The organism is Enterobacter cloacae complex sp. P18RS (assembly GCF_014982105.1).
GTDB classification, from domain to species: Bacteria; Pseudomonadota; Gammaproteobacteria; order Enterobacterales; family Enterobacteriaceae; genus Enterobacter; species Enterobacter hormaechei_C.
In genome coordinates, this window is record NZ_JADCKV010000006.1 from 408,066 (window position 1) to 425,817 (window position 17,752).

Consider the following 17,752-nt stretch of genomic DNA (forward strand, 5'->3'; position numbering starts at 1 on the left):
GTTAATGGAAAGCAAAGTAGTTGTTCCGGCGGAAGGTAAAAAGATCACCCTGCAAAACGGCAAGATTAACGTTCCTCACAACCCGATTATCCCGTTCATTGAAGGCGACGGTATCGGCGTAGACGTTACCCCGGCAATGCTGAAAGTGGTTGATGCCGCTGTTGAGAAAGCCTACAAAGGCGAGCGTAAAATTTCCTGGATGGAAATTTACACCGGTGAAAAATCGACTCAAGTTTATGGCCAGGACGTCTGGCTGCCAGCCGAAACGCTGGACCTGATCCGCGACTATCGCGTTGCTATCAAAGGCCCTCTGACCACGCCAGTTGGCGGCGGCATTCGCTCCCTGAACGTGGCGCTGCGTCAGGAACTGGATCTGTATGTGTGTCTGCGTCCGGTGCGTTACTACCAGGGCACCCCAAGCCCGGTTAAGCACCCGGAACTGACCGACATGGTTATCTTCCGTGAAAACTCAGAAGACATCTACGCCGGTATCGAATGGAAAGCGGACTCTGCTGATGCAGAAAAAGTGATTAAATTCCTGCGCGAAGAGATGGGCGTGAAGAAAATTCGCTTCCCTGAGCATTGCGGCATCGGCATCAAGCCATGCTCCGAAGAAGGGACCAAGCGTCTGGTGCGTGCCGCCATCGAATACGCTATCACCAACGATCGTGACTCTGTGACCCTGGTTCACAAAGGCAACATCATGAAGTTCACCGAAGGCGCGTTCAAAGACTGGGGCTACCAGCTGGCGACCGAAGAGTTCGGCGGTGAACTGATCGACGGCGGCCCATGGCAGAAAATTAAGAACCCGAACACCGGTAAAGAGATCATCATTAAAGATGTGATTGCCGATGCGTTCCTGCAACAGATCCTGCTGCGACCTGCTGAGTATGACGTGATCGCCTGTATGAACCTGAATGGTGACTACATCTCCGATGCGCTGGCCGCGCAAGTGGGTGGTATCGGTATCGCCCCGGGCGCGAACATCGGTGACGAGTGCGCCCTGTTCGAAGCAACTCACGGTACTGCACCTAAATACGCAGGCCAGGACAAAGTCAACCCGGGCTCTATCATTCTGTCCGCAGAGATGATGCTGCGTCATATGGAATGGTTCGAAGCCGCAGACCTGATCGTTAAGGGTATGGAAGGCGCGATTAACGCGAAAACCGTCACCTATGACTTTGAACGTCTGATGGAAGGCGCTAAACTGCTGAAATGCTCAGAGTTTGGCGACGCGATTATCGCGAACATGTAATCCACTCGCTGGGTTAAATGACAACGGGAGCCTGAGGGTTCCCGTTTTTTATGCACACAAGACGGAAACAACGCTATGAACCATGATATCCCGCTCAAGTATTATGACATCGTCGACGAGTATGCGACTGAAACGGCGAAACCGGTAGAAGAGGCAGAACGTACGCCGCTGGCACACTATTTCCAGCTGCTGCTCACTCGCTTATACAACAATGAGGAAATCAGTGAAGAGGCGCAGCGGGAGATGGCTGTCCAGGCGGAGATAGACGAAGCGCGCATTGACGATATTGCGAACTTCCTGAATCAGTGGGGCAATGAATAACGCGTCATCGCGCTGAGTCTGCCAACAGCCTGGCGAGGTCGTGCCGGGTTAGCGACTTTGAAAAGTACCAGCCTTGTACGAGGGCATCGGGGTATCTCTGCGCGATGAACTGATATTGCGTTTCGCTTTCAACCCCTTCAAAAACCAGGGTTTTGTGCAGTTTAGCGAGCGCGTCGCTGAAGATCACCAGGATATCCTGTTTATAGTGCTCGCTGATGCCGTCCACTAACGACTTATCCACCTTGATTTCGTCATATTTGAGATTTGATAGCCTGGCCAGATTAGAGTTTTGCACACCAAAATCGTCTATTGAAATTTTGACGCCTGCCGATTTAAGCTCCTCACAAAACTCTTCAAGGATGGCCGCGGTGGAAACGCCATTTTCGGATAACTCAACTTTGATTAACGATAAGGGAATCGCGTTCTCTGAGCATTCATGACGTAATACCGCCAGGAATTTGCCGTCTTCAATTTCCGTCCGGCCAACGTTCAGTGAAATCATTAACTGATGTTCAGCGGCCAGCGCGGCAATTTCCGCCAGGGATTTCTTTATCATGTTCTGATAATAAACGTTATACAGGCCAATTTTTTTAATTAACGGGATAAACAGCTCAGGAGAAACCTCTTTGTGATTGTTATCCTGCCATCTTGATAACACTTCAACCCCGACGATTTTCTTATCAGCAACCCGAATAACAGGCTGAAAATGAACGCTGATGGTATTCGCTTTTACCGCTTTGACCAGCGTTCGTTCCAGAGAACGTCGGTCTTCATAAAGTCGAAGAGAAAACAGCGTCAGGGATACCCAGATAAAGTATAAAAACAAGCACAGAAGCACCATCACTACGTGGGAGAGCGAAGCCAGTCCGGCATCATGGTGTGTGACGGTAACGCACAAATCCCAGCGTGTACTGCACTCTGTCACAGCCAGCGTAAATAACAGAGACTGTAAGCGGCTGAAGTTTTCTGATGGCGGCGTAACGGTGAAAAAGGTGCGGCCGAAATCTTTAGTGGAAGAACGAAGCGAATAGTTGGCGGTAACGGGGGCAAATTTATCGTAGGCTGAACGGGAGGTGAAGATAATAAGGTGGTTATAGATTGTCGCATTGCCGACAAAGAAATCTTTCTGCGAAAACTGCGCCAGGCTGAAACCGTTCTGGGTATTATGCAGCTCAGAGGGAAGGGCGATGGGATTTGCCAGCTTGCCCCAAAACGCGGTGCAGGTGATTTTCCCCTTTTCAATAAACCCCACATCGGCGAAATAGAGACTTCGCATCTTTAATTTTCGGTAGACGTTCAGACTGGCGCTATCGCATCCCTGCGCGGAGGTATTTTTAAGCGTACTGGCGATATTTTGCGTTAACTCTTCAGAATAGCTTAAGAGCGTGTGGGAGATCTCCCTCTGCCGGTTCTTTTGCTGCTCAGCGATAATGGCGTTAACAGCATACAGCGACAGGACGACCATAAAGGTTGAGATGATAGCAACGGCAATGGCCTTCTTCATTTTCCTGTTGTCCCACCACGTCCTGAGGTGCAGGGATCTTAACACAGGTCATAAAAGCTACAAGTATGAGAGTTGAGGCTGCACGGAATCGAAAGGAAAGCCACCATGCCAGGCTCCTTTCATCTCAGAACCACTCAAACCGTGTTGAGAGCAGTAGCAGTAACGTACTGGCAGAAACAAGATTAAGGCAGATGACAAACTTGCTTGATACGTTCATGTTATCAACGTTTTTGTTGTTCAGTAGCCACAGAGAATAGCGTTTCACCTCCACTGAAGAAACGCCAGATTTTGGTGGGTTCGGGCAAAAAAAAGCCCACTCAAGAGTGGGCAAGAAATACTGGAAGCAATGTGAGCAATGTCGTACTGAATACCTGAGTGATTTGCTCAACTATTCAGTAATGAGAAAGATAATCTTTCTCAGTAAAAGATGCAACCCCACGATGAGTGTGGAACGGCATTTTTTTACTGCTCATATTTTAATCAAACGAACCGTGTGATTCTTATCACAAATTTCCTTTCTCAGATCCTGTGCTATCCTTTTCTGTGTCGTTGATTTAATGACAAAAACCATACAGAGAGGAAAGCTATGGGAATTTTATCCTGGATTATCTTTGGGCTGATTGCGGGGATCCTGGCGAAGTGGATTATGCCGGGCAAAGATGGCGGCGGTTTCATCGTCACGATCATTCTGGGGATTGTGGGTGCAGTCGTCGGTGGCTGGATCAGTACCCTGTTCGGCTTTGGCAGAGTTGATGGCTTCAACTTCGGCAGCTTTGTCGTCGCGGTGATTGGCGCGCTGGTTGTTCTGTTTATCTACAGAAAAATCAAAAGCTAAATCTGACCTGTGTTAAAAAAGGCTGCCTGACGGCGGCCTTTTTACTTTGGGCGTTACCACCAGCCTAACTGCGTACCGGCGACGGCCACGATGGCGACAATCAACATGATGATGGTCGTTTTTCTCATTTAAGCCCCCGGCGCGGCGTAACCGCCAAGGAAAAACCAGCCTAAAAACACCACCGCTGTGATAAAAATAACCACCGGAAAGAGGATCCCTATTCTCATGCCATCACCTGTTTGAGTTTGTATAAGGCCGTAGAGTGTACGGTTTTAATCTAACGCGACAAAGCCTGTTTTGCTTTTTCCTTTTTTATCCTGATACATCGCGAGGTCTGCGGTGCGCAGGGCGCTATCTTCATCCGTGCTGTGAGGATCAACAATAACGACGCCAAGGCTTGCGCCGGGATAAAGAATAGTGGCATTGCCCAACCCGTATTCGCCCGCAATAAGACCATTGAGGCGGGTTTTGATTGCGTTGACCTCTGTACTGGCGTCGCCACCATCGCTGTGACTCAGGCTGGCAACCAGAAATTCATCGCCGCCGAGCCGGCCAATAATCTCATCCTGCGTTTGCTCGTGAGTCAGCCGCTTGCCAACCTGTACGAGGAAGCGATCGCCCGCCTCATGCCCGTACTGGTCATTGATTCGCTTGAAATCATCGAGGTCAATAAAGGCCATCATGACCCTGCGGTTAAGATGGCGCGCCAGTGAGAACAGGGTGGTAAGGTTTTCAAAAATGGCGCGACGATTCGGCAGGCCGGTGAGGGCGTCGGTGTAAGAGTGAGCAATGAGCGCCGCATTTGCTTCGCGAAGCTGAAGCACAAGCGACTCTTTCTGAATGTACTGACCAATTAAACCGGCAAAGAGTCTGATCACCTGCTCGCCACGCTCGCTGAACTGTTTCTGTGCGGTGCTGGCCGCGCAAAGCGTACCATACAGAGAACCGTCAGCCAGGTGAACCGGCACGCTCATATAGGTTGTAATGCCCAGTGCTTTGGCCGCTTCACACTCCGGCCAGCGGTCGGGCACCTCGTTACTGAACAACGTGTCGCTGTCGATGGCGCGCTTACACAGTGTTTCGTCCCAGGGCACGCTGAACCCTTCCGGGATCTGCATTTGCTTGCTGTTACGGGCATATAAAATGTGCTGCAAACGCGCATTGATATCGACTTTCGTCAGGTAGGTTGATTCCATATCCGTCACAATTTCCAGCATTTCCAGTAGCTGACGCACCAGACTGTCGAGAGATTGCTCAGTGGAGAGGGTTTCTGAAACACGGGCAAGAATGATATCTGACATGAGGCAGGATGACTCCCATGCAGAAGACCTCTGTATCTGCATGTTATGCTGAAAATATAGACTCCGGTCATAGTAAAACATGAACAGGATTAATTTTATAGATTCTTCTGAAGGCAGATGAGGGGAAGACTAAAAAAAGCCCCGATGTTGAGATCGGGGCAAAACATCTTGATTACGGAATGATGTTCTCTGGTCAGTGTGAGAACAGGCATCACTATAAGGGGGAATCGTGCAGGTTTAATGGAGAAATCATGGAGAAAACGGCGATGACCCGTTACTCTGACATTTTTACACCCTGAAGGATCATGATAATGAAATATCTTCTCCTGGCGCTGGTTTTACCGCTGGCCGCCTGCTCAACAAAGACAACCCCTCCTGATGCGCCTCAACCGCCGCACGCTATTGGTATGGCAAACCCGGCGTCAGTGTACTGTCTGGAGAAAGGGGGAGAGCAAATCCCTGTTCAAAGCCCGCAGGGCGTACGTACCGAGTGCAAATTGCCAGACGGGGAAGTGATCGATGAATGGGATCTCTACCGCCGCGATCACCCGCAACCGACCAGATGACAACGGCAATAAAACTGCGATACACTTCTCTTTAGGATTATTCTTAGCCAGTTTCTGGCAGTACGTTTGCGAGAAGAAGTATGTTTCAGTTAAAACCGGGCAGCATGGCGATGATCGTGGGTGCGCGTACGGCGGCAGGCCGTCGAAATATCGGTAAATCCGTCGAGCTGTTTGGACTTTGTCAGCCGGGCCAGCGTTTTGTGAACCCGGTTAACGGCGTCATGACGCAATTACCCGCCACGTCAGCGCGTGCGCTGTGGCTGGTCACCGGTGATGTTTACGCCTTTGATAATCAGCACGGTTTTGCGTTTGTTCGCCCGGAACATCTGATGCCGCTTACTCCCGACGAGATGCCACACAACGTGGATGAGCTGGCGATCGGTTAATCACAGTTTACGCAGCCAGTCCGCCAGTACCTGCGCGTGATTCTGCTCCGTATTTTTCGCCCCATAGAGTAGCGTCACGGTCTGCTGTTTGGCGAGAGCCGCCAGGCGTTTGCCTTCATCCGGATGCTGCGCCAGCTCTTTACGATAGGCTTCACTGAACGCGGTGAAATCTATCGTTTCACTGTGAAAGGCTTTTCGCAGTTCGCTGGACGGCGTTAGCGCTTTACACCACTCATCACAGGCGAGGTCGGTCTTTTTTATCCCGCGCGGCCAGAGTCTGTCGACCAGGATCCGGTAACCGTCTTTTGAGGTCGCCTGCTCATACACGCGTTTACATTGAATCATGGGTCCTCCTCATTTCCTTACGACGTTCTGCAAGAACACTATAGCACCCGGCTTTTATCCACCCAATTTAAGGTATTGTGATAATTGCAAAAGATCGGTAGTCTGAGGTTCCTTATGTTATCTGAAAATCCTCCGGCATAAGGAATCTCTGATGGAACTCTCCCCGGTTAAAACGACGCTGCGCATTGCGCTGGTTGGTGATTACAATCCCGATGTTATTGCGCACCAGGCGATCCCGCTGGCGATTGACGACGCCGCTGCGGTTCTGGAGCTCACCGCTGATTATGACTGGCTCGCCACGCCTGAGCTGACCAGCCCCGAAGACCTGGTCGGGTACGATGCCATCTGGCTGGTACCGGCAAGCCCGTATAAAAACACCGAGGCGGCGTTTATTGCGGCCCGTTACGCGCGTGAGAACAGCATCCCCTTTCTCGGCACCTGTGGCGGGTTCCAGCATGCGCTGATTGAGTATGCGCGTAATGTACTGGGCTGGCACGATGCAGGCCATGCCGAAACCGATACCGATACCGAGGGAAGGATGGTAATTGCGCCGCTGACCTGCTCGCTGGTGGAAAAAACCGATGCGATCGAGCTGCGGAATAACACGCTGATTGCTAAAGCGTATGGCAAGCCGGAAATTCAGGAGGGGTATCACTGCAATTACGGCGTCTCACCTGAGTTTGCCGACCAGCTTGAGCGGGGCGACATGCGCGTAACGGGCTGGGACGAGCAGGGCGAGATCCGCGCGGCAGAGCTGGTAACCCATCCTTTCTTTGTCCTCACCCTGTTCCAGCATGAGCGGGCCGCGCTACAAGGGCGCCCGGTCGTGCTGGTACAGGCCATGATGCGGGCGGCGCAGGGTTAAAAAAAGCAGACCTCCGGGTCTGCCTTGAATGTCAGCGGGGTGTGATCTCCCGGTCACGCCCGGCAAGCATACCGCATAACGCCATCACCACCGCGGCCAGCGCGCAGGCGAGCAGCGGAATGCGCCAGTCTCCGGCGGTATCGTGAATTTTCCCCATCAGCGGTGGGCCACAGGCCGCCAGAAGATAGCCAATCGACTGTGCCATGCCGGAGAGCGCCGCGGCCTGATGGGCCGAGCTGGCGCGCAGCCCGATAAACGTCAGGCCGAGGATCATGGTGGCGCCGGATCCAAACCCAAACACCAGCGTCCAGACGACGGCCAGCCCCGGCGCGAACCAGAACCCGGCCGCGCTGACGGCGCACATCAGGGCGACTAGCCCGGCAATGCCACGCTGATCGTTAAGACGGTGCAGGATCAGCGGAATGGCGAGACCGGGAACCGCGGTTGCCAGCTGGAGAAGCCCGTGCATGGAGCCAGCCTGCGTTTCGCTGTAGCCATGGCTAAGCAAAATCGCGGGTAACCAGCCGATAATGACGTAGTAAATCAGCGAGTTAATGCCCAGAAAAAGCGTCACCTGCCAGGCGAGCGCCGAGCGCCAGATAGCCCGATTGTGCAACGCGCCCGCTCCGGTCAGGGTGGCGGCCGGCTTCTGGCGCCATTGCGGTAACCACAGCAGCAGCGCCACCAGCGGGAAGAACATCAGCATCAACAGCGCCCCGTGCCAGCCACCACTCCCCAGCGACAGCGGGACGATCAGCGCCGACCCTGCGGCAGCAGCGGCTCCCATCGTCAGCGAATAAGCCCCCGTCAGTTTTGCGACCTGGCCCGGAAAATCACGTTTGATTAAGCCAGGTAACAGGACATTGCCCAGCGCAATCCCACAGCCCACGATCGCCGTACCGATAAACAGCAGCGAGGCCGACGGCAGCGAACGTACGCCAATCCCGATGCAAATCAGCAGCAGAGCGATAAAAAGGTTGCGCTCCATGCCCAGGCGCCGGGCGACGCCTGCGGCAAGGGGAGAGATAAAGGCGAAGGCCAGCAGAGGCAGCGTCGTGAGCAGGCCGGTTTGCGCCGTGCTTAAACCATAGTCCTGTCGGATGGTATCGAGCAGGGGGGCGACACCGGTAAAGGTGACGCGCAGCGTCGTGGCAATCATCAGGATGCCTGCAATCAGCAGCGCACCCTGTTTCCCGGAAGGTTGAATAGCAGTAGTCATTATTGTCTCTTACGTTCAGGCGAGCGCATACCATACCGATTTAAGTCGTGGTTGAAATCAGGCTAAAATGACAGTTTATCGCTAATATCGGACAACTTTATGTACGGACTGGGGCTCGATGGCTACGATCCCGATAGCCAGCACGACGCGGCGGTGGCCTTTCGCATCCGCGTGGTGGCACAGGAACAATATATTCCGCTGCATCAGCACCGCAAAGGGCAGCTGATTATGGCGCTGGGGGGAGCGATCACCTGTGAAGTGGAGAACGCGATGCTGATGGTGCCGCCCCAGTATGCGGTGTGGATCCCGGGACAAACGCCGCACAGCAACAAGGCGACGCCCGGCGCGCAGCTCTGTCTGCTGTTTATTGAACCCGGTGCGCTCGAATTGCCGACGCGTACCTGTACGCTGAAAATATCGCCCCTGGTGCGGGAGCTGGTGCTGGCGCTTGCGGACAGGTCACGGGAGGAACTGCCTCTTCCCGCTACCGGAAGGCTGGTTGACGTCCTGTTTGATGAACTGCCCCTGCAACCGCAGGAGCATCTACAGCTGCCGGTATCTCCGCATCCAAAAATTCGCCTGATGAGTGAGACCATGGCAAACGAACCTGCCGCCTGGCAGACGCTGGCGCAGTGGGCCAGCCACTTTGCCATGAGCGAACGCAATCTGGCGCGGCTGGTGGTGAAAGAGACTGGCTTGAGCTTTCGCCGCTGGCGGCACCAGCTCCAGCTGATTGTCGCATTGCAGTTTTTGATCGGCGGAAAGTCGGTTCAGCAGGCGGCGCAGGCGCTAGGGTATGACTCCACCACCGCCTTCATCACCATGTTTAAGAAAGGACTGGGACAGACGCCCGCCCGCTATATCGCCAGCCTGACTACGACTTCCCGATAAACAGCGAAACCAGTCCGGCAGCAATCAGCGGGCCAACCGGCACGCCACGAAACAGCGCCACGCCTAACACGGTGCCCACCAGCAGCCCGGCCACCAGTGAAGGCTGGCTGCTCATCAGCGTCACGCCGCGCCCGCCAAGCCATGAGACAAAAACGCCCACCGCAATCGCCACCAGCGATTTCCAGTTTACAAAGGAGTGCAGCAGCGTTGAGGCCGGTAGCGTTCCGCTGGCAATCGGGGCCATCACACCGATGGTCAAAATAATGATCCCGATGGTAAGCCCCTGTTTTTCTATCCACGGGAAGAAGGTATTCAACGGTGTGACACGAACGATGATCAGGACCAGAATGGAAATCGCGACGGTGGTGTTGTGGCTGACAAAACCCAGAGCAGCCAGGGCCAAAAGTATGAGCAGTGTAGGGTCGAACATGACGGGATCCTTGCCAAAAATAGTAAGCCTGCTTACTTTACGCGCAAACGCGACGGCAGGCAGGCTTTACTGAAAAAATTGTCTATTTTTGGGCACTTGCCTGACGTCAGTCCACCAGCTGCTGGATAAGTGGACTTCCTTCGCGGATAAACACCGGGATGGTTTCCAGCGCCGCAGGCACCCGGATATGCTCCCCACCGGCGTAGCGCTCACCGTTGAGAGCGACCCAGCTATTGCCCGTCGGCAGCCAGACATCGCGCTCACGCTGACCGGCCTGCATAACCGGCGCCACCAGAAGATCTTCGCCAAACAGATACTGATCTTCACACGTCCAGCTCTGCTTATCCTGCGGATAGTGCCAGAACAGCGGACGCATGAGCGGGTCTCCGTGCAGATGAGCCTGCTGGTACAACGCGTCAATATAGGGGCGCAGGGTTTCGCGCACGGTAAGCCAGTGCTGCATGATGGCGTAATTCTCTTCTCCGTAACTCCACAGCTCATTAGGCGAACCGCTGTTACACTGAGGAATGCCGTCACGGTAGCGCTCCGGGGGCTGGATCTGCGGTTCGCGATAGCCGTGCATGCGCAGAACCGGTGTAAACACCGCCCACTGGAACCAACGGATCAGCAATTCGTGGAACGCCGGGTCGTTAACGTTCCCTCCCTGGAAGCCACCGATATCGGTTGTCCACCATGGGATCCCCGCCAGCCCCATATTCAGTCCCGCGGCGAGTTGATTGCGAAAAGCATGGAACGAGGAGTGGACATCACCCGACCACGCCAGCACGCCGAAGCGCTGGCTGCCTGCCCAGGCACAGCGTACCAGGTTAACAATGTCGGTTTCACCATTTGCCTGGAGCCCATCGTAAAAGCCCTGCGCAAAGTCACGCGGGTAGCGATTGCCCACTTCCAGCACCGGACCGGCGTGGTAGCGATAGTTGTCAAAATCATAGGCTCGGTATTCCGGTTCCGCTTCGTCCAGCCAGAACAGCTTAATGCCCATGTCGTAGTAATTTTTCTTCACCGTATCCCAGACGAATTTCCGCGCCTCAGGATGGGTCGCATCAAAGAAGGTGGTATTGCCCATAAAATCGAGGTTGACCTGCACGCCACGTTCACTGCTGACCAGCCAGCCTTTGGCTTTCATCAGCGGGTAGAGAGGGCTGCGCGCCTCTACCGTTGGCCACACCGACACCATCAGCGCAATACCCATTTCGCGCAGCTCGTCGACCATCCCTTCAGGATCGGGCCAGTCTACGGGGTCGAAGCACCAGGTGCCCTGATTCGGCCAGTGGAAAAAGTCGATGACCATCACCGATAGCGGCAGATTACGGCGGCGATACTCCCGCGCAACCTCCAGCACCTCCTGCTGGGTGCGGTAGCGTAATTTGCACTGCCACAGCCCGCTGATAAACGCCGGGGCGGAGGGCGGAGTACCGGTGGCTTTCACATACTGGCGGGTGATATCCGCCACCGTGTCGGCGGCGGTGATCCAGTAGTCCATTTCTCCTGTGACGCGGGCGCGCCATTCCGTCTGATTTTTTGCAAAGCTGGCTTCACCAATCGCCGGGTTGTTCCACAGCAGGCCATAGCCAAGGCTGGACTGCATAAAGGGCACGCTGGCCTGGGAGTTGCGCTGCGCCAGTTCCAGCGTACAGCCTTTCAGATCCAGCCACGGCTGTTGATACTGACCCATGCCATAGATGCGTTCATCCGGACGCGATTCAAACCGGACGGTGAGCTGATATTTCCCCCCCATTAGCGGCTTAAATTCGCGGCCATCCAGCTTCAGGGCGCTGACATATTTATCCTGGCTCTTCTCGCTGGCACCGATACCCACCGTTGAACGCTGGCGCCACATCTCTTCCAGCAGCAGTTCGCCGCGCTGATTGTAGAAGGCCAGCTGACCTTTAAGATTCAGCGTCGCGGTAATATTGCCGTTGCGCAGCGTCAGGCTTTCCGCTTCGGCGACAATCTCAGCCTGGTAAGGGGCGGCGAGCAACAGTGCCTGTAAGGCGTCATCAAAAGCCGGGGAGCAGGTGGCCCTGACGCGCAGGCTGTTTTCACCCCACGGTTCAATACGCAGGGTCTGGCGTTCAAAACGCCATTCGATACTGTTGGAATGTTGGATCAGCTCACTCATGGAAAACGCGTCCTTCTAAACAGGGTGTTTGGCAAGATGGATGGATTGCATTGTGCTGTCGTCGAGCTTGTACCAGCGCAGCGTGGCAAACGCGCAGAGTGACAAGACGCCAGGCACGACGGTGAAGAGGGCGATGATGCAGTACATGGCCGTGGTGGTCTGTTCCGGGGCGTTGGCGACATAGCCGCTTAAGCCCAGCGTCCAGCCAACAATCGCGCCGCTGATCGCCATTCCCAGCTTGAGTACGGCGAGAAAGGTTGAGAAGATCACGCCGTCCATGCGTTTGCCCTGTTTCCATTCGCCGTAATCGGCGACGTCCGCCATCATTACCCACATCAGCGTGGTGGTGGCCTGGTAAAGGGTGGAGACGATAAACGTCATGGGCACCAGAATAAGCACTGACTTAGGCGCAAAGAACAGGGCGATGCTGAGTACCCCCGCCAGTACGGAACAGTATCCAAACATCTGCACTTTGCTGACGTTCTGCGTCAGACGTTTGGCCAGCGCGCTGCCTGCGGCTTTCCCGAGAATATGCGCCCCGAGCATCCACATAAAATAGCTCGCGCTACCGAGATAATAAGTGACGAAATACATCATTGCGCCAAGGCGAATAACGCCAAAACCAATGTTGGTTAATACCAGGACGGCGACAACCCGCCATTGGTCGTTTCGTAATAAATCCCGCAGTTCCGCAAGATAATTATTGTGGGTGGCGGGAGCCTTAATACGTTCACGCGTATTGGCGAAGCAGATCCAGAACATGACGACCGCGATGGTCGCCATAATGGCCATCGCCCAGCGGTAGCCCAGTAATTTATCATCGCCGCCTAAAAACTCTGCCAGCGGCATCATAAAGAATGTCGACAGCGCGCCACCCAGCGTGGCCAGGAAAAAGCGATAGGACTGGAGGGAAATTCGCGCATCGTTGTCGGGCGTAATCACCGCGCCCATGGAGCAATAGGGAATATTGATTGCGGTATACATCAGCATCATCAGGGTATAGCTGACGGTGGCGAAAATCATTTTACCGTGCAGATCGAGCGACGCTGGCACGGCGTAGGTGAGCAGACAACTTGCCCCAAAGGGCAGCGCCAGCCACAGCATCCAGGGGCGGAATTTGCCCCAGCGCGTGCGCGTCCTGTCTGCGATATAGCCCATCGCCGGGTCTATTATGGCATCGGCGGTTCTCGCCAGAAGAAACATGGTGCCCACGAATGCGGCAGGTAGCCCCACCACGTCCGTATAGTAAAACGTCAGAAAAATAATGACGTTATCCAGCCCAATATGGCTCGCCATATCGCCTAACCCATAACTGATCTTTTCTTTACGGGTAATTATTTCGGTCATTGTATTCACCTTGCCAGTGTAAGGTTTATTTTTGAGGTGCTCCGTAAACAGGGTTAACCATGATGAAAAGGTTAACAATTGCGAGATCTGGCATCGGGGTTACGTAAATTTCTTTTCGTGATACCGGTAACAAATAAAGTATTTAAACAGTGACTTTATACGGTGGAGGATAGGTAACAGCGAATCGTTTCAGCGAAAAAATAGTCATTTCACGGACGCGTCATTGTCATTTAACTGTCATTGTGCGGGGGTAAAAAAGAGGCAAATGGGCAAAGCAGAGGGCATCATGAACGATCCTATGTTTGTCGAAACGCTGATTATCTCCTCATCGTTTTTTATTATCGCGATTATTTTGATTGCTTCCGTGCTGCTGCTGGAAAACGGCTGACCGTTAGCCAGCCGCAGTATTTATTGTTTACGGAACGTCACCAGTTCAGGACGGGCGATACGCAGATAGTCCTGGGTGTCCATAATCACCGACTTTTCCAGCAGGCCGGCGTTAAAGGCGATCTCCTCGAAGCGCTCAAACAGCAGCGGATCGGCGACCAGCGTCAGATCCGGATGAAAGCTGAAGGGGGGAATGGCGCCGAAGACGCAGCCGGTAAGCGCATCCACTTCAGCCGGACTGGCGAGAGAGGCCTTTAGCCCACCGAAATGACTGGCCAGAAGGCTCAGATCGGCCTGCCGATCGGCGGCGAGGATTGCCAGAATATGTTTCTTAACACCGTTGCCTTTTACCTTGCAGACCAGTGCTTTTGCACCCTGCCGGAGATCGGTCCCGCGAATTTCACTGACCGCTTCGCATTTCCCAACGGCCTCATGCGCCACCACGCGAAAGCGCGCCTCCTGCTCGGTTAATAAGCTGATTAGCCGCTGATGGGTCGTCGTCCCGATCACGTCATCAGACATAACGATTTCACCTGTGATTTGCCAATACGTAGCTTGCTACATTAGCACGGGACGGAGAGGGCTGAAAGAAAACAGCCAGCGGGTGCGCTGGCTGTTGGGTCATGCGTTGCTGGTGGACGACTGTTTCTGGAACAGTTCCCGGAAGACCGGGTAGATGTCATCCTGGTCACGAATGTGCTGCATCGCAAAGTTATCGAACATCGCTTGCAGATGCTCATACTCACGCCACAGCGTCTGGTGGGCGCGACGGGTAATTTCAATGTAGCTGTAGTAACGCACCACCGGCAGGATCTTCTTCGCCAGAATTTCATGACACAGCGGCGAGTCATCCGCCCAGTTATCGCCATCCGATGCCTGCGCGGCGTAGATATTCCACTGCGCCGGATCGTAGCGCTCCTTCACCACCTCGTCCATCAGCTTCAGGGCGCTCGACACGATGGTGCCGCCGGTCTCCTGCGAGTAGAAGAACTCATGTTCATCCACCTCTTTCGCCTGAGTGTGATGGCGGATGTAGACCACCTCCACGTTCTTATACGTTCTGCTCAGGAACAGATAGAGCAGAATATAAAAACGCTTAGCCATATCCTTGGTGGCCTGATCCATTGAACCTGATACGTCCATCAGGCAGAACATCACCGCCTGACTGGAAGGCTCCGGCCGTTTTTCGTAGTTCTTGTAGCGCAGGTCGAACGTGTCGATAAACGGCACCCGGTCGATCTTCGCCCGCAGTTCGGCGATCTCTTTTCGCAGGCGCTCCTCTTCCAGCAGTTGTGCCGGCTCCGTGTTTTCCACCACTTTCAGGCTGGTTTCCAGCTCGCGCAGTTCGCGCCGTTTGCCTGCCGTCATCGCCGTGCGTCGCGCCAGTGAGTTTTGCAGTGAGCGCACCACGCTGATGTTGGCGGGCACCCCGTTTGCGGTATAACCCGCGCGATGGGTTTTGTATTCGTTGAGCTGACGGTGCTGATTCTTTCTCAGATTCGGCAGGGCCAGATCCTCAAACAGCAGGTCGAGATATTCGTCTTTTGAAATCTGAAAGACGAACTCGTCCTGGCCTTCACCGTCCTGGCTGGCCTGCCCCTGACCGCTGCCAGAACCGCCGCCTCCGCCTTGGGGCCGCTCGATTCTGTCATTCTGGACGAAGTGGTCATTACCTGGGTGCACGCGATGGCGAAGGCCGCCACGCCCCTGATGAAACATCGGTTCGCTGATGTCATCGTTAGGGATGGAGACGGATTCGCCGCTGTCGACGTCGGTCACCGAGCGTTTGTTGATGGCCTCGGAGATCGACTGTTTAATTTGCGCTTTATAACGGCGCAAGAAGCGCTGGCGATTCACCGTGCTCTTGTTTTTGCCGTTAAGACGCCGGTCAATAAACCAGGTCATATATCCCCCGTACTGCATTTGCCAACTTGCAGCGTCCGTAAGTGCCGGACATTTTGTTGGCCCGGTAAGCGCGTTACCGGGCACTTGTTTTAAGACGATTTACGCACGCGCAGATACCATTCACAGAGCAGGCGGACCTGTTTGCGGGTATAGCCTTTCTCCATCATACGGTCGACAAAATCGTCGTGCTTTTTCTGCTCGTCGGTTGAGGTTTTGGCGTTGAACGAGATGACCGGCAACAGCTCTTCCGTGTTAGAGAACATTTTCTTCTCTATAACCGTGCGCAGTTTTTCGTAGCTGGTCCAGTTCGGATTGCGGCCATTGTTATGTGCTCTGGCGCGCAGCACGAAGTTCACAATCTCGTTTCGGAAGTCTTTCGGGTTGCTGATCCCGGCTGGCTTCTCAATTTTTTCCAGCTCTGCGTTCAGGGATTCACGGTCAAACAACTGGCCGGTATCCGGGTCGCGGTACTCCTGATCCTGGATCCAGAAGTCAGCGTAGGTGACGTACCGGTCGAAGATGTTCTGGCCGTATTCAGAATAGGATTCCAGGTAGGCGGTCTGGATCTCTTTGCCGATAAACTCGGCGTATTTTGGGATCAGGTAGCCTTTCAGGAACTCCAGGTAGCGTTCAGCCTGCTCCTGTGGGAATTGTTCACGTTCAATTTGCTGTTCCAGCACGTAGAACAGATGAACCGGGTTGGCGGCCACTTCCGCGTGGTCGAAGTTAAAGACGCGGGAGAGGATCTTAAACGCGAAACGCGTCGACAGACCGTTCATCCCTTCGTCGACCCCGGCGTAATCGCGGTATTCCTGGTACGATTTCGCTTTCGGGTCGGTATCCTTCAGGCTTTCGCCGTTATACACGCGCATTTTTGAGTAGATGCTGGAGTTTTCCGGCTCTTTCAGGCGCGACAGGATCGAGAAGCGCGACAGCGTTTCCAGCGTTCCCGGTGCGCAAGGGGCATGAACCAGCTCACTGTGGTTGAGCAGTTTTTCGTAAATCTTGATCTCCTCGGAGATCCGCAGGCAATAAGGCACTTTGACGATATACACACGGTCAAGGAACGCCTCATTGTTTTTGTTGTTACGGAAGGTCACCCATTCAGATTCGTTAGAGTGGGCAAGGATAATCCCGTTAAACGGCAGGGCGGAAATACCTTCTGTCCCGTTGTAGTTCCCTTCCTGGGTGGCGGTCAGTAGCGGATGCAGCACTTTGATCGGTGCTTTAAACATCTCGACAAATTCCATAATCCCCTGGTTGGCGCGGCACAGCGCACCGGAATAACCGTAGGCATCCGGGTCGTTTTGCGCGTGATGCTCCAGCTTACGGATATCGACTTTACCCACCAGCGCCGAGATATCCTGGTTGTTCTCGTCACCGGGTTCAGTTTTAGCGATGGCGATCTGCTCGAGGATAGACGGCCACACTTTCACGACGCGGAACTTGGTGATGTCCCCGCCAAACTCGTGCAGACGTTTTGCCGCCCACGGCGACATGATCGTACCGAGATAGCGATGCGGAATGCCAAACTCTTTTTCCAGAATTTGCGCATCCTCTTGCGGATTAAACAGGCACAGCGGATGGTCATTGACCGGGCTGCGTTCGCCGTTGGCGCTCAGCACATAGATCGGCACGCGCTGCATCAGCGCTTTCAGCCGTTCAGCCAGGGAGGATTTACCCCCACCGACAGGACCCAGCAGATAAAGGATCTGTTTCTTCTCTTCCAGCCCCTGAGCGGCATGCTTCAGGTAGGAGACGATCTGCTCAATGGCGTCTTCCATGCCATAGAACTCTTCAAACGCCGGGTATCGGGCGACCACCCGATTCGAAAATAGACGGGAAAGCCGTGGCTCCAGGGCAGTATCAACCATGTTTGGCTCACCAATAGCCATCAATAGCCGTTCTGCCGCATTGGCATAGGCACTGCGATCTTGCCGACAAATGGTAAGAAACTCCTGCAGTGTGAACTCTTCGTCCTTGGCAGCTTCGTAGCGCTGGCGATAGTGATCGAATATATTCATGGCATGCCGTCCTTTCGTTTTTTAGCAC

Annotated in this window: 21 protein-coding genes; 8 read left to right on the plus strand and 13 right to left on the minus strand. The window is 54.2% G+C overall.

Annotated elements, in window-relative coordinates; translation table 11 throughout:
* Positions 1–4 precede the first annotated feature (4 nt).
* The gene (gene icd, locus INF61_RS04300; protein ID WP_003857898.1) at positions 5–1,255 is read left to right on the plus strand and encodes an NADP-dependent isocitrate dehydrogenase; all 1,251 of its coding nucleotides are present in this window, start codon (positions 5–7) and stop codon (positions 1,253–1,255) included.
* 75 nt (positions 1,256–1,330) lie between these two features.
* Entirely contained in the window at positions 1,331–1,576 is a 246-nt protein-coding gene (locus INF61_RS04305; RefSeq protein WP_015570796.1) for a YmjA family protein, read from the plus strand.
* A gap of 4 nt (positions 1,577–1,580) precedes the next feature.
* Here INF61_RS04305 and INF61_RS04310 read toward each other — a convergent pair whose 3' ends face one another.
* On the minus strand, positions 1,581–3,080 hold the full coding sequence (locus INF61_RS04310) for a cyclic diguanylate phosphodiesterase (RefSeq protein ID WP_023296321.1): 1,500 nt from the start codon (positions 3,078–3,080) through the stop codon (positions 1,581–1,583).
* A gap of 124 nt (positions 3,081–3,204) precedes the next feature.
* The gene (yncL, locus tag INF61_RS04315; RefSeq protein WP_071524166.1) at positions 3,205–3,297 is read right to left on the minus strand and encodes a stress response membrane protein YncL; all 93 of its coding nucleotides are present in this window, start codon (positions 3,295–3,297) and stop codon (positions 3,205–3,207) included.
* Positions 3,298–3,666: 369 nt separating this feature from the next.
* Between yncL and INF61_RS04320 the strand changes: the two genes are divergently transcribed.
* Positions 3,667–3,915 (plus strand): GlsB/YeaQ/YmgE family stress response membrane protein, encoded by a 249-nt coding sequence (locus INF61_RS04320; RefSeq protein ID WP_003857896.1) that lies wholly within the window; start codon positions 3,667–3,669, stop codon positions 3,913–3,915.
* A 53-nt stretch (positions 3,916–3,968) separates the two neighbouring features.
* On the opposite strand, the gene yoaJ is transcribed toward INF61_RS04320, so the two are convergent.
* Genes yoaJ through INF61_RS04335 form a run of 3 tightly spaced genes read right to left on the minus strand, consistent with a single transcriptional unit; the run spans position 3,969 to position 5,216 of the window.
* On the minus strand, positions 3,969–4,043 hold the full coding sequence (yoaJ, locus tag INF61_RS23105; RefSeq protein WP_015570794.1) for a protein YoaJ: 75 nt from the start codon (positions 4,041–4,043) through the stop codon (positions 3,969–3,971).
* Positions 4,044–4,142, minus strand: a complete 99-nt coding sequence (locus INF61_RS04330) for a YoaK family small membrane protein (protein ID WP_015570793.1) — start codon at positions 4,140–4,142, stop codon at positions 4,044–4,046.
* Between the two features lie 45 nt (positions 4,143–4,187).
* Positions 4,188–5,216 (minus strand): sensor domain-containing diguanylate cyclase, encoded by a 1,029-nt coding sequence (locus INF61_RS04335; RefSeq protein WP_039271079.1) that lies wholly within the window; start codon positions 5,214–5,216, stop codon positions 4,188–4,190.
* Between the two features lie 311 nt (positions 5,217–5,527).
* Here INF61_RS04335 and INF61_RS04340 point away from each other — a divergent pair, with 311 nt between their 5' ends.
* Complete coding sequence (locus tag INF61_RS04340; RefSeq protein ID WP_045341642.1) at positions 5,528–5,782, plus strand: DUF333 domain-containing protein; 255 nt, start codon at positions 5,528–5,530, stop codon at positions 5,780–5,782.
* 80 nt (positions 5,783–5,862) lie between these two features.
* Positions 5,863–6,168, plus strand: a complete 306-nt coding sequence (locus INF61_RS04345; RefSeq protein WP_015570790.1) for a hypothetical protein — start codon at positions 5,863–5,865, stop codon at positions 6,166–6,168.
* Here INF61_RS04345 and INF61_RS04350 read toward each other — a convergent pair whose 3' ends face one another.
* Entirely contained in the window at positions 6,169–6,513 is a 345-nt protein-coding gene (locus INF61_RS04350; protein WP_015570789.1) for a DUF488 domain-containing protein, read from the minus strand.
* A 151-nt stretch (positions 6,514–6,664) separates the two neighbouring features.
* Between INF61_RS04350 and INF61_RS04355 the strand changes: the two genes are divergently transcribed.
* Positions 6,665–7,378, plus strand: coding sequence for a CTP synthase (locus tag INF61_RS04355; RefSeq protein WP_193547544.1), 714 nt, complete (start codon positions 6,665–6,667; stop codon positions 7,376–7,378).
* A gap of 31 nt (positions 7,379–7,409) precedes the next feature.
* On the opposite strand, the gene INF61_RS04360 is transcribed toward INF61_RS04355, so the two are convergent.
* Positions 7,410–8,597, minus strand: coding sequence for a CynX/NimT family MFS transporter (locus INF61_RS04360; protein WP_023303489.1), 1,188 nt, complete (start codon positions 8,595–8,597; stop codon positions 7,410–7,412).
* A gap of 99 nt (positions 8,598–8,696) precedes the next feature.
* On the opposite strand from INF61_RS04360, the gene INF61_RS04365 reads away from it, so the two are divergent.
* On the plus strand, positions 8,697–9,488 hold the full coding sequence (locus INF61_RS04365) for a helix-turn-helix transcriptional regulator (protein ID WP_017384695.1): 792 nt from the start codon (positions 8,697–8,699) through the stop codon (positions 9,486–9,488).
* On the opposite strand, the gene INF61_RS04370 is transcribed toward INF61_RS04365, so the two are convergent.
* The 3 genes from INF61_RS04370 to INF61_RS04380 all read right to left on the minus strand — a co-directional run bounded on the left by INF61_RS04370 (position 9,472) and on the right by INF61_RS04380 (position 13,408).
* Positions 9,472–9,918 carry a DUF441 domain-containing protein gene (locus INF61_RS04370; protein ID WP_003857881.1) on the minus strand — a complete coding sequence of 149 codons (447 nt, stop codon included), beginning with the start codon at positions 9,916–9,918 and terminating at the stop codon, positions 9,472–9,474. The genes INF61_RS04365 and INF61_RS04370 overlap by 17 nt on opposite strands.
* A 106-nt stretch (positions 9,919–10,024) precedes the next feature.
* The gene (locus tag INF61_RS04375; protein WP_193547545.1) at positions 10,025–12,061 is read right to left on the minus strand and encodes a glycoside hydrolase family 31 protein; all 2,037 of its coding nucleotides are present in this window, start codon (positions 12,059–12,061) and stop codon (positions 10,025–10,027) included.
* Positions 12,062–12,076: 15 nt separating this feature from the next.
* On the minus strand, positions 12,077–13,408 hold the full coding sequence (locus tag INF61_RS04380) for a glycoside-pentoside-hexuronide (GPH):cation symporter (protein WP_045336308.1): 1,332 nt from the start codon (positions 13,406–13,408) through the stop codon (positions 12,077–12,079).
* A gap of 286 nt (positions 13,409–13,694) precedes the next feature.
* On the opposite strand from INF61_RS04380, the gene yoaI reads away from it, so the two are divergent.
* A complete protein-coding gene (gene yoaI, locus INF61_RS22810) occupies positions 13,695–13,796 on the plus strand; it encodes a small membrane protein YoaI (RefSeq protein ID WP_017384693.1) in 102 nt (33 codons plus the stop codon).
* Positions 13,797–13,816: 20 nt separating this feature from the next.
* On the opposite strand, the gene INF61_RS04385 is transcribed toward yoaI, so the two are convergent.
* The 3 genes from INF61_RS04385 to yeaG form a co-directional block, all read right to left on the minus strand.
* Positions 13,817–14,317: a YbaK/prolyl-tRNA synthetase associated domain-containing protein gene (locus tag INF61_RS04385; protein WP_032670101.1), complete on the minus strand. Its 501-nt coding sequence runs from the start codon at positions 14,315–14,317 to the stop codon at positions 13,817–13,819.
* A gap of 99 nt (positions 14,318–14,416) precedes the next feature.
* A complete protein-coding gene (locus tag INF61_RS04390) occupies positions 14,417–15,700 on the minus strand; it encodes a YeaH/YhbH family protein (RefSeq protein WP_017384692.1) in 1,284 nt (427 codons plus the stop codon).
* A gap of 89 nt (positions 15,701–15,789) precedes the next feature.
* On the minus strand, positions 15,790–17,724 hold the full coding sequence (gene yeaG / locus INF61_RS04395) for a protein kinase YeaG (RefSeq protein WP_193547546.1): 1,935 nt from the start codon (positions 17,722–17,724) through the stop codon (positions 15,790–15,792).
* Positions 17,725–17,752 lie beyond the last annotated feature (28 nt).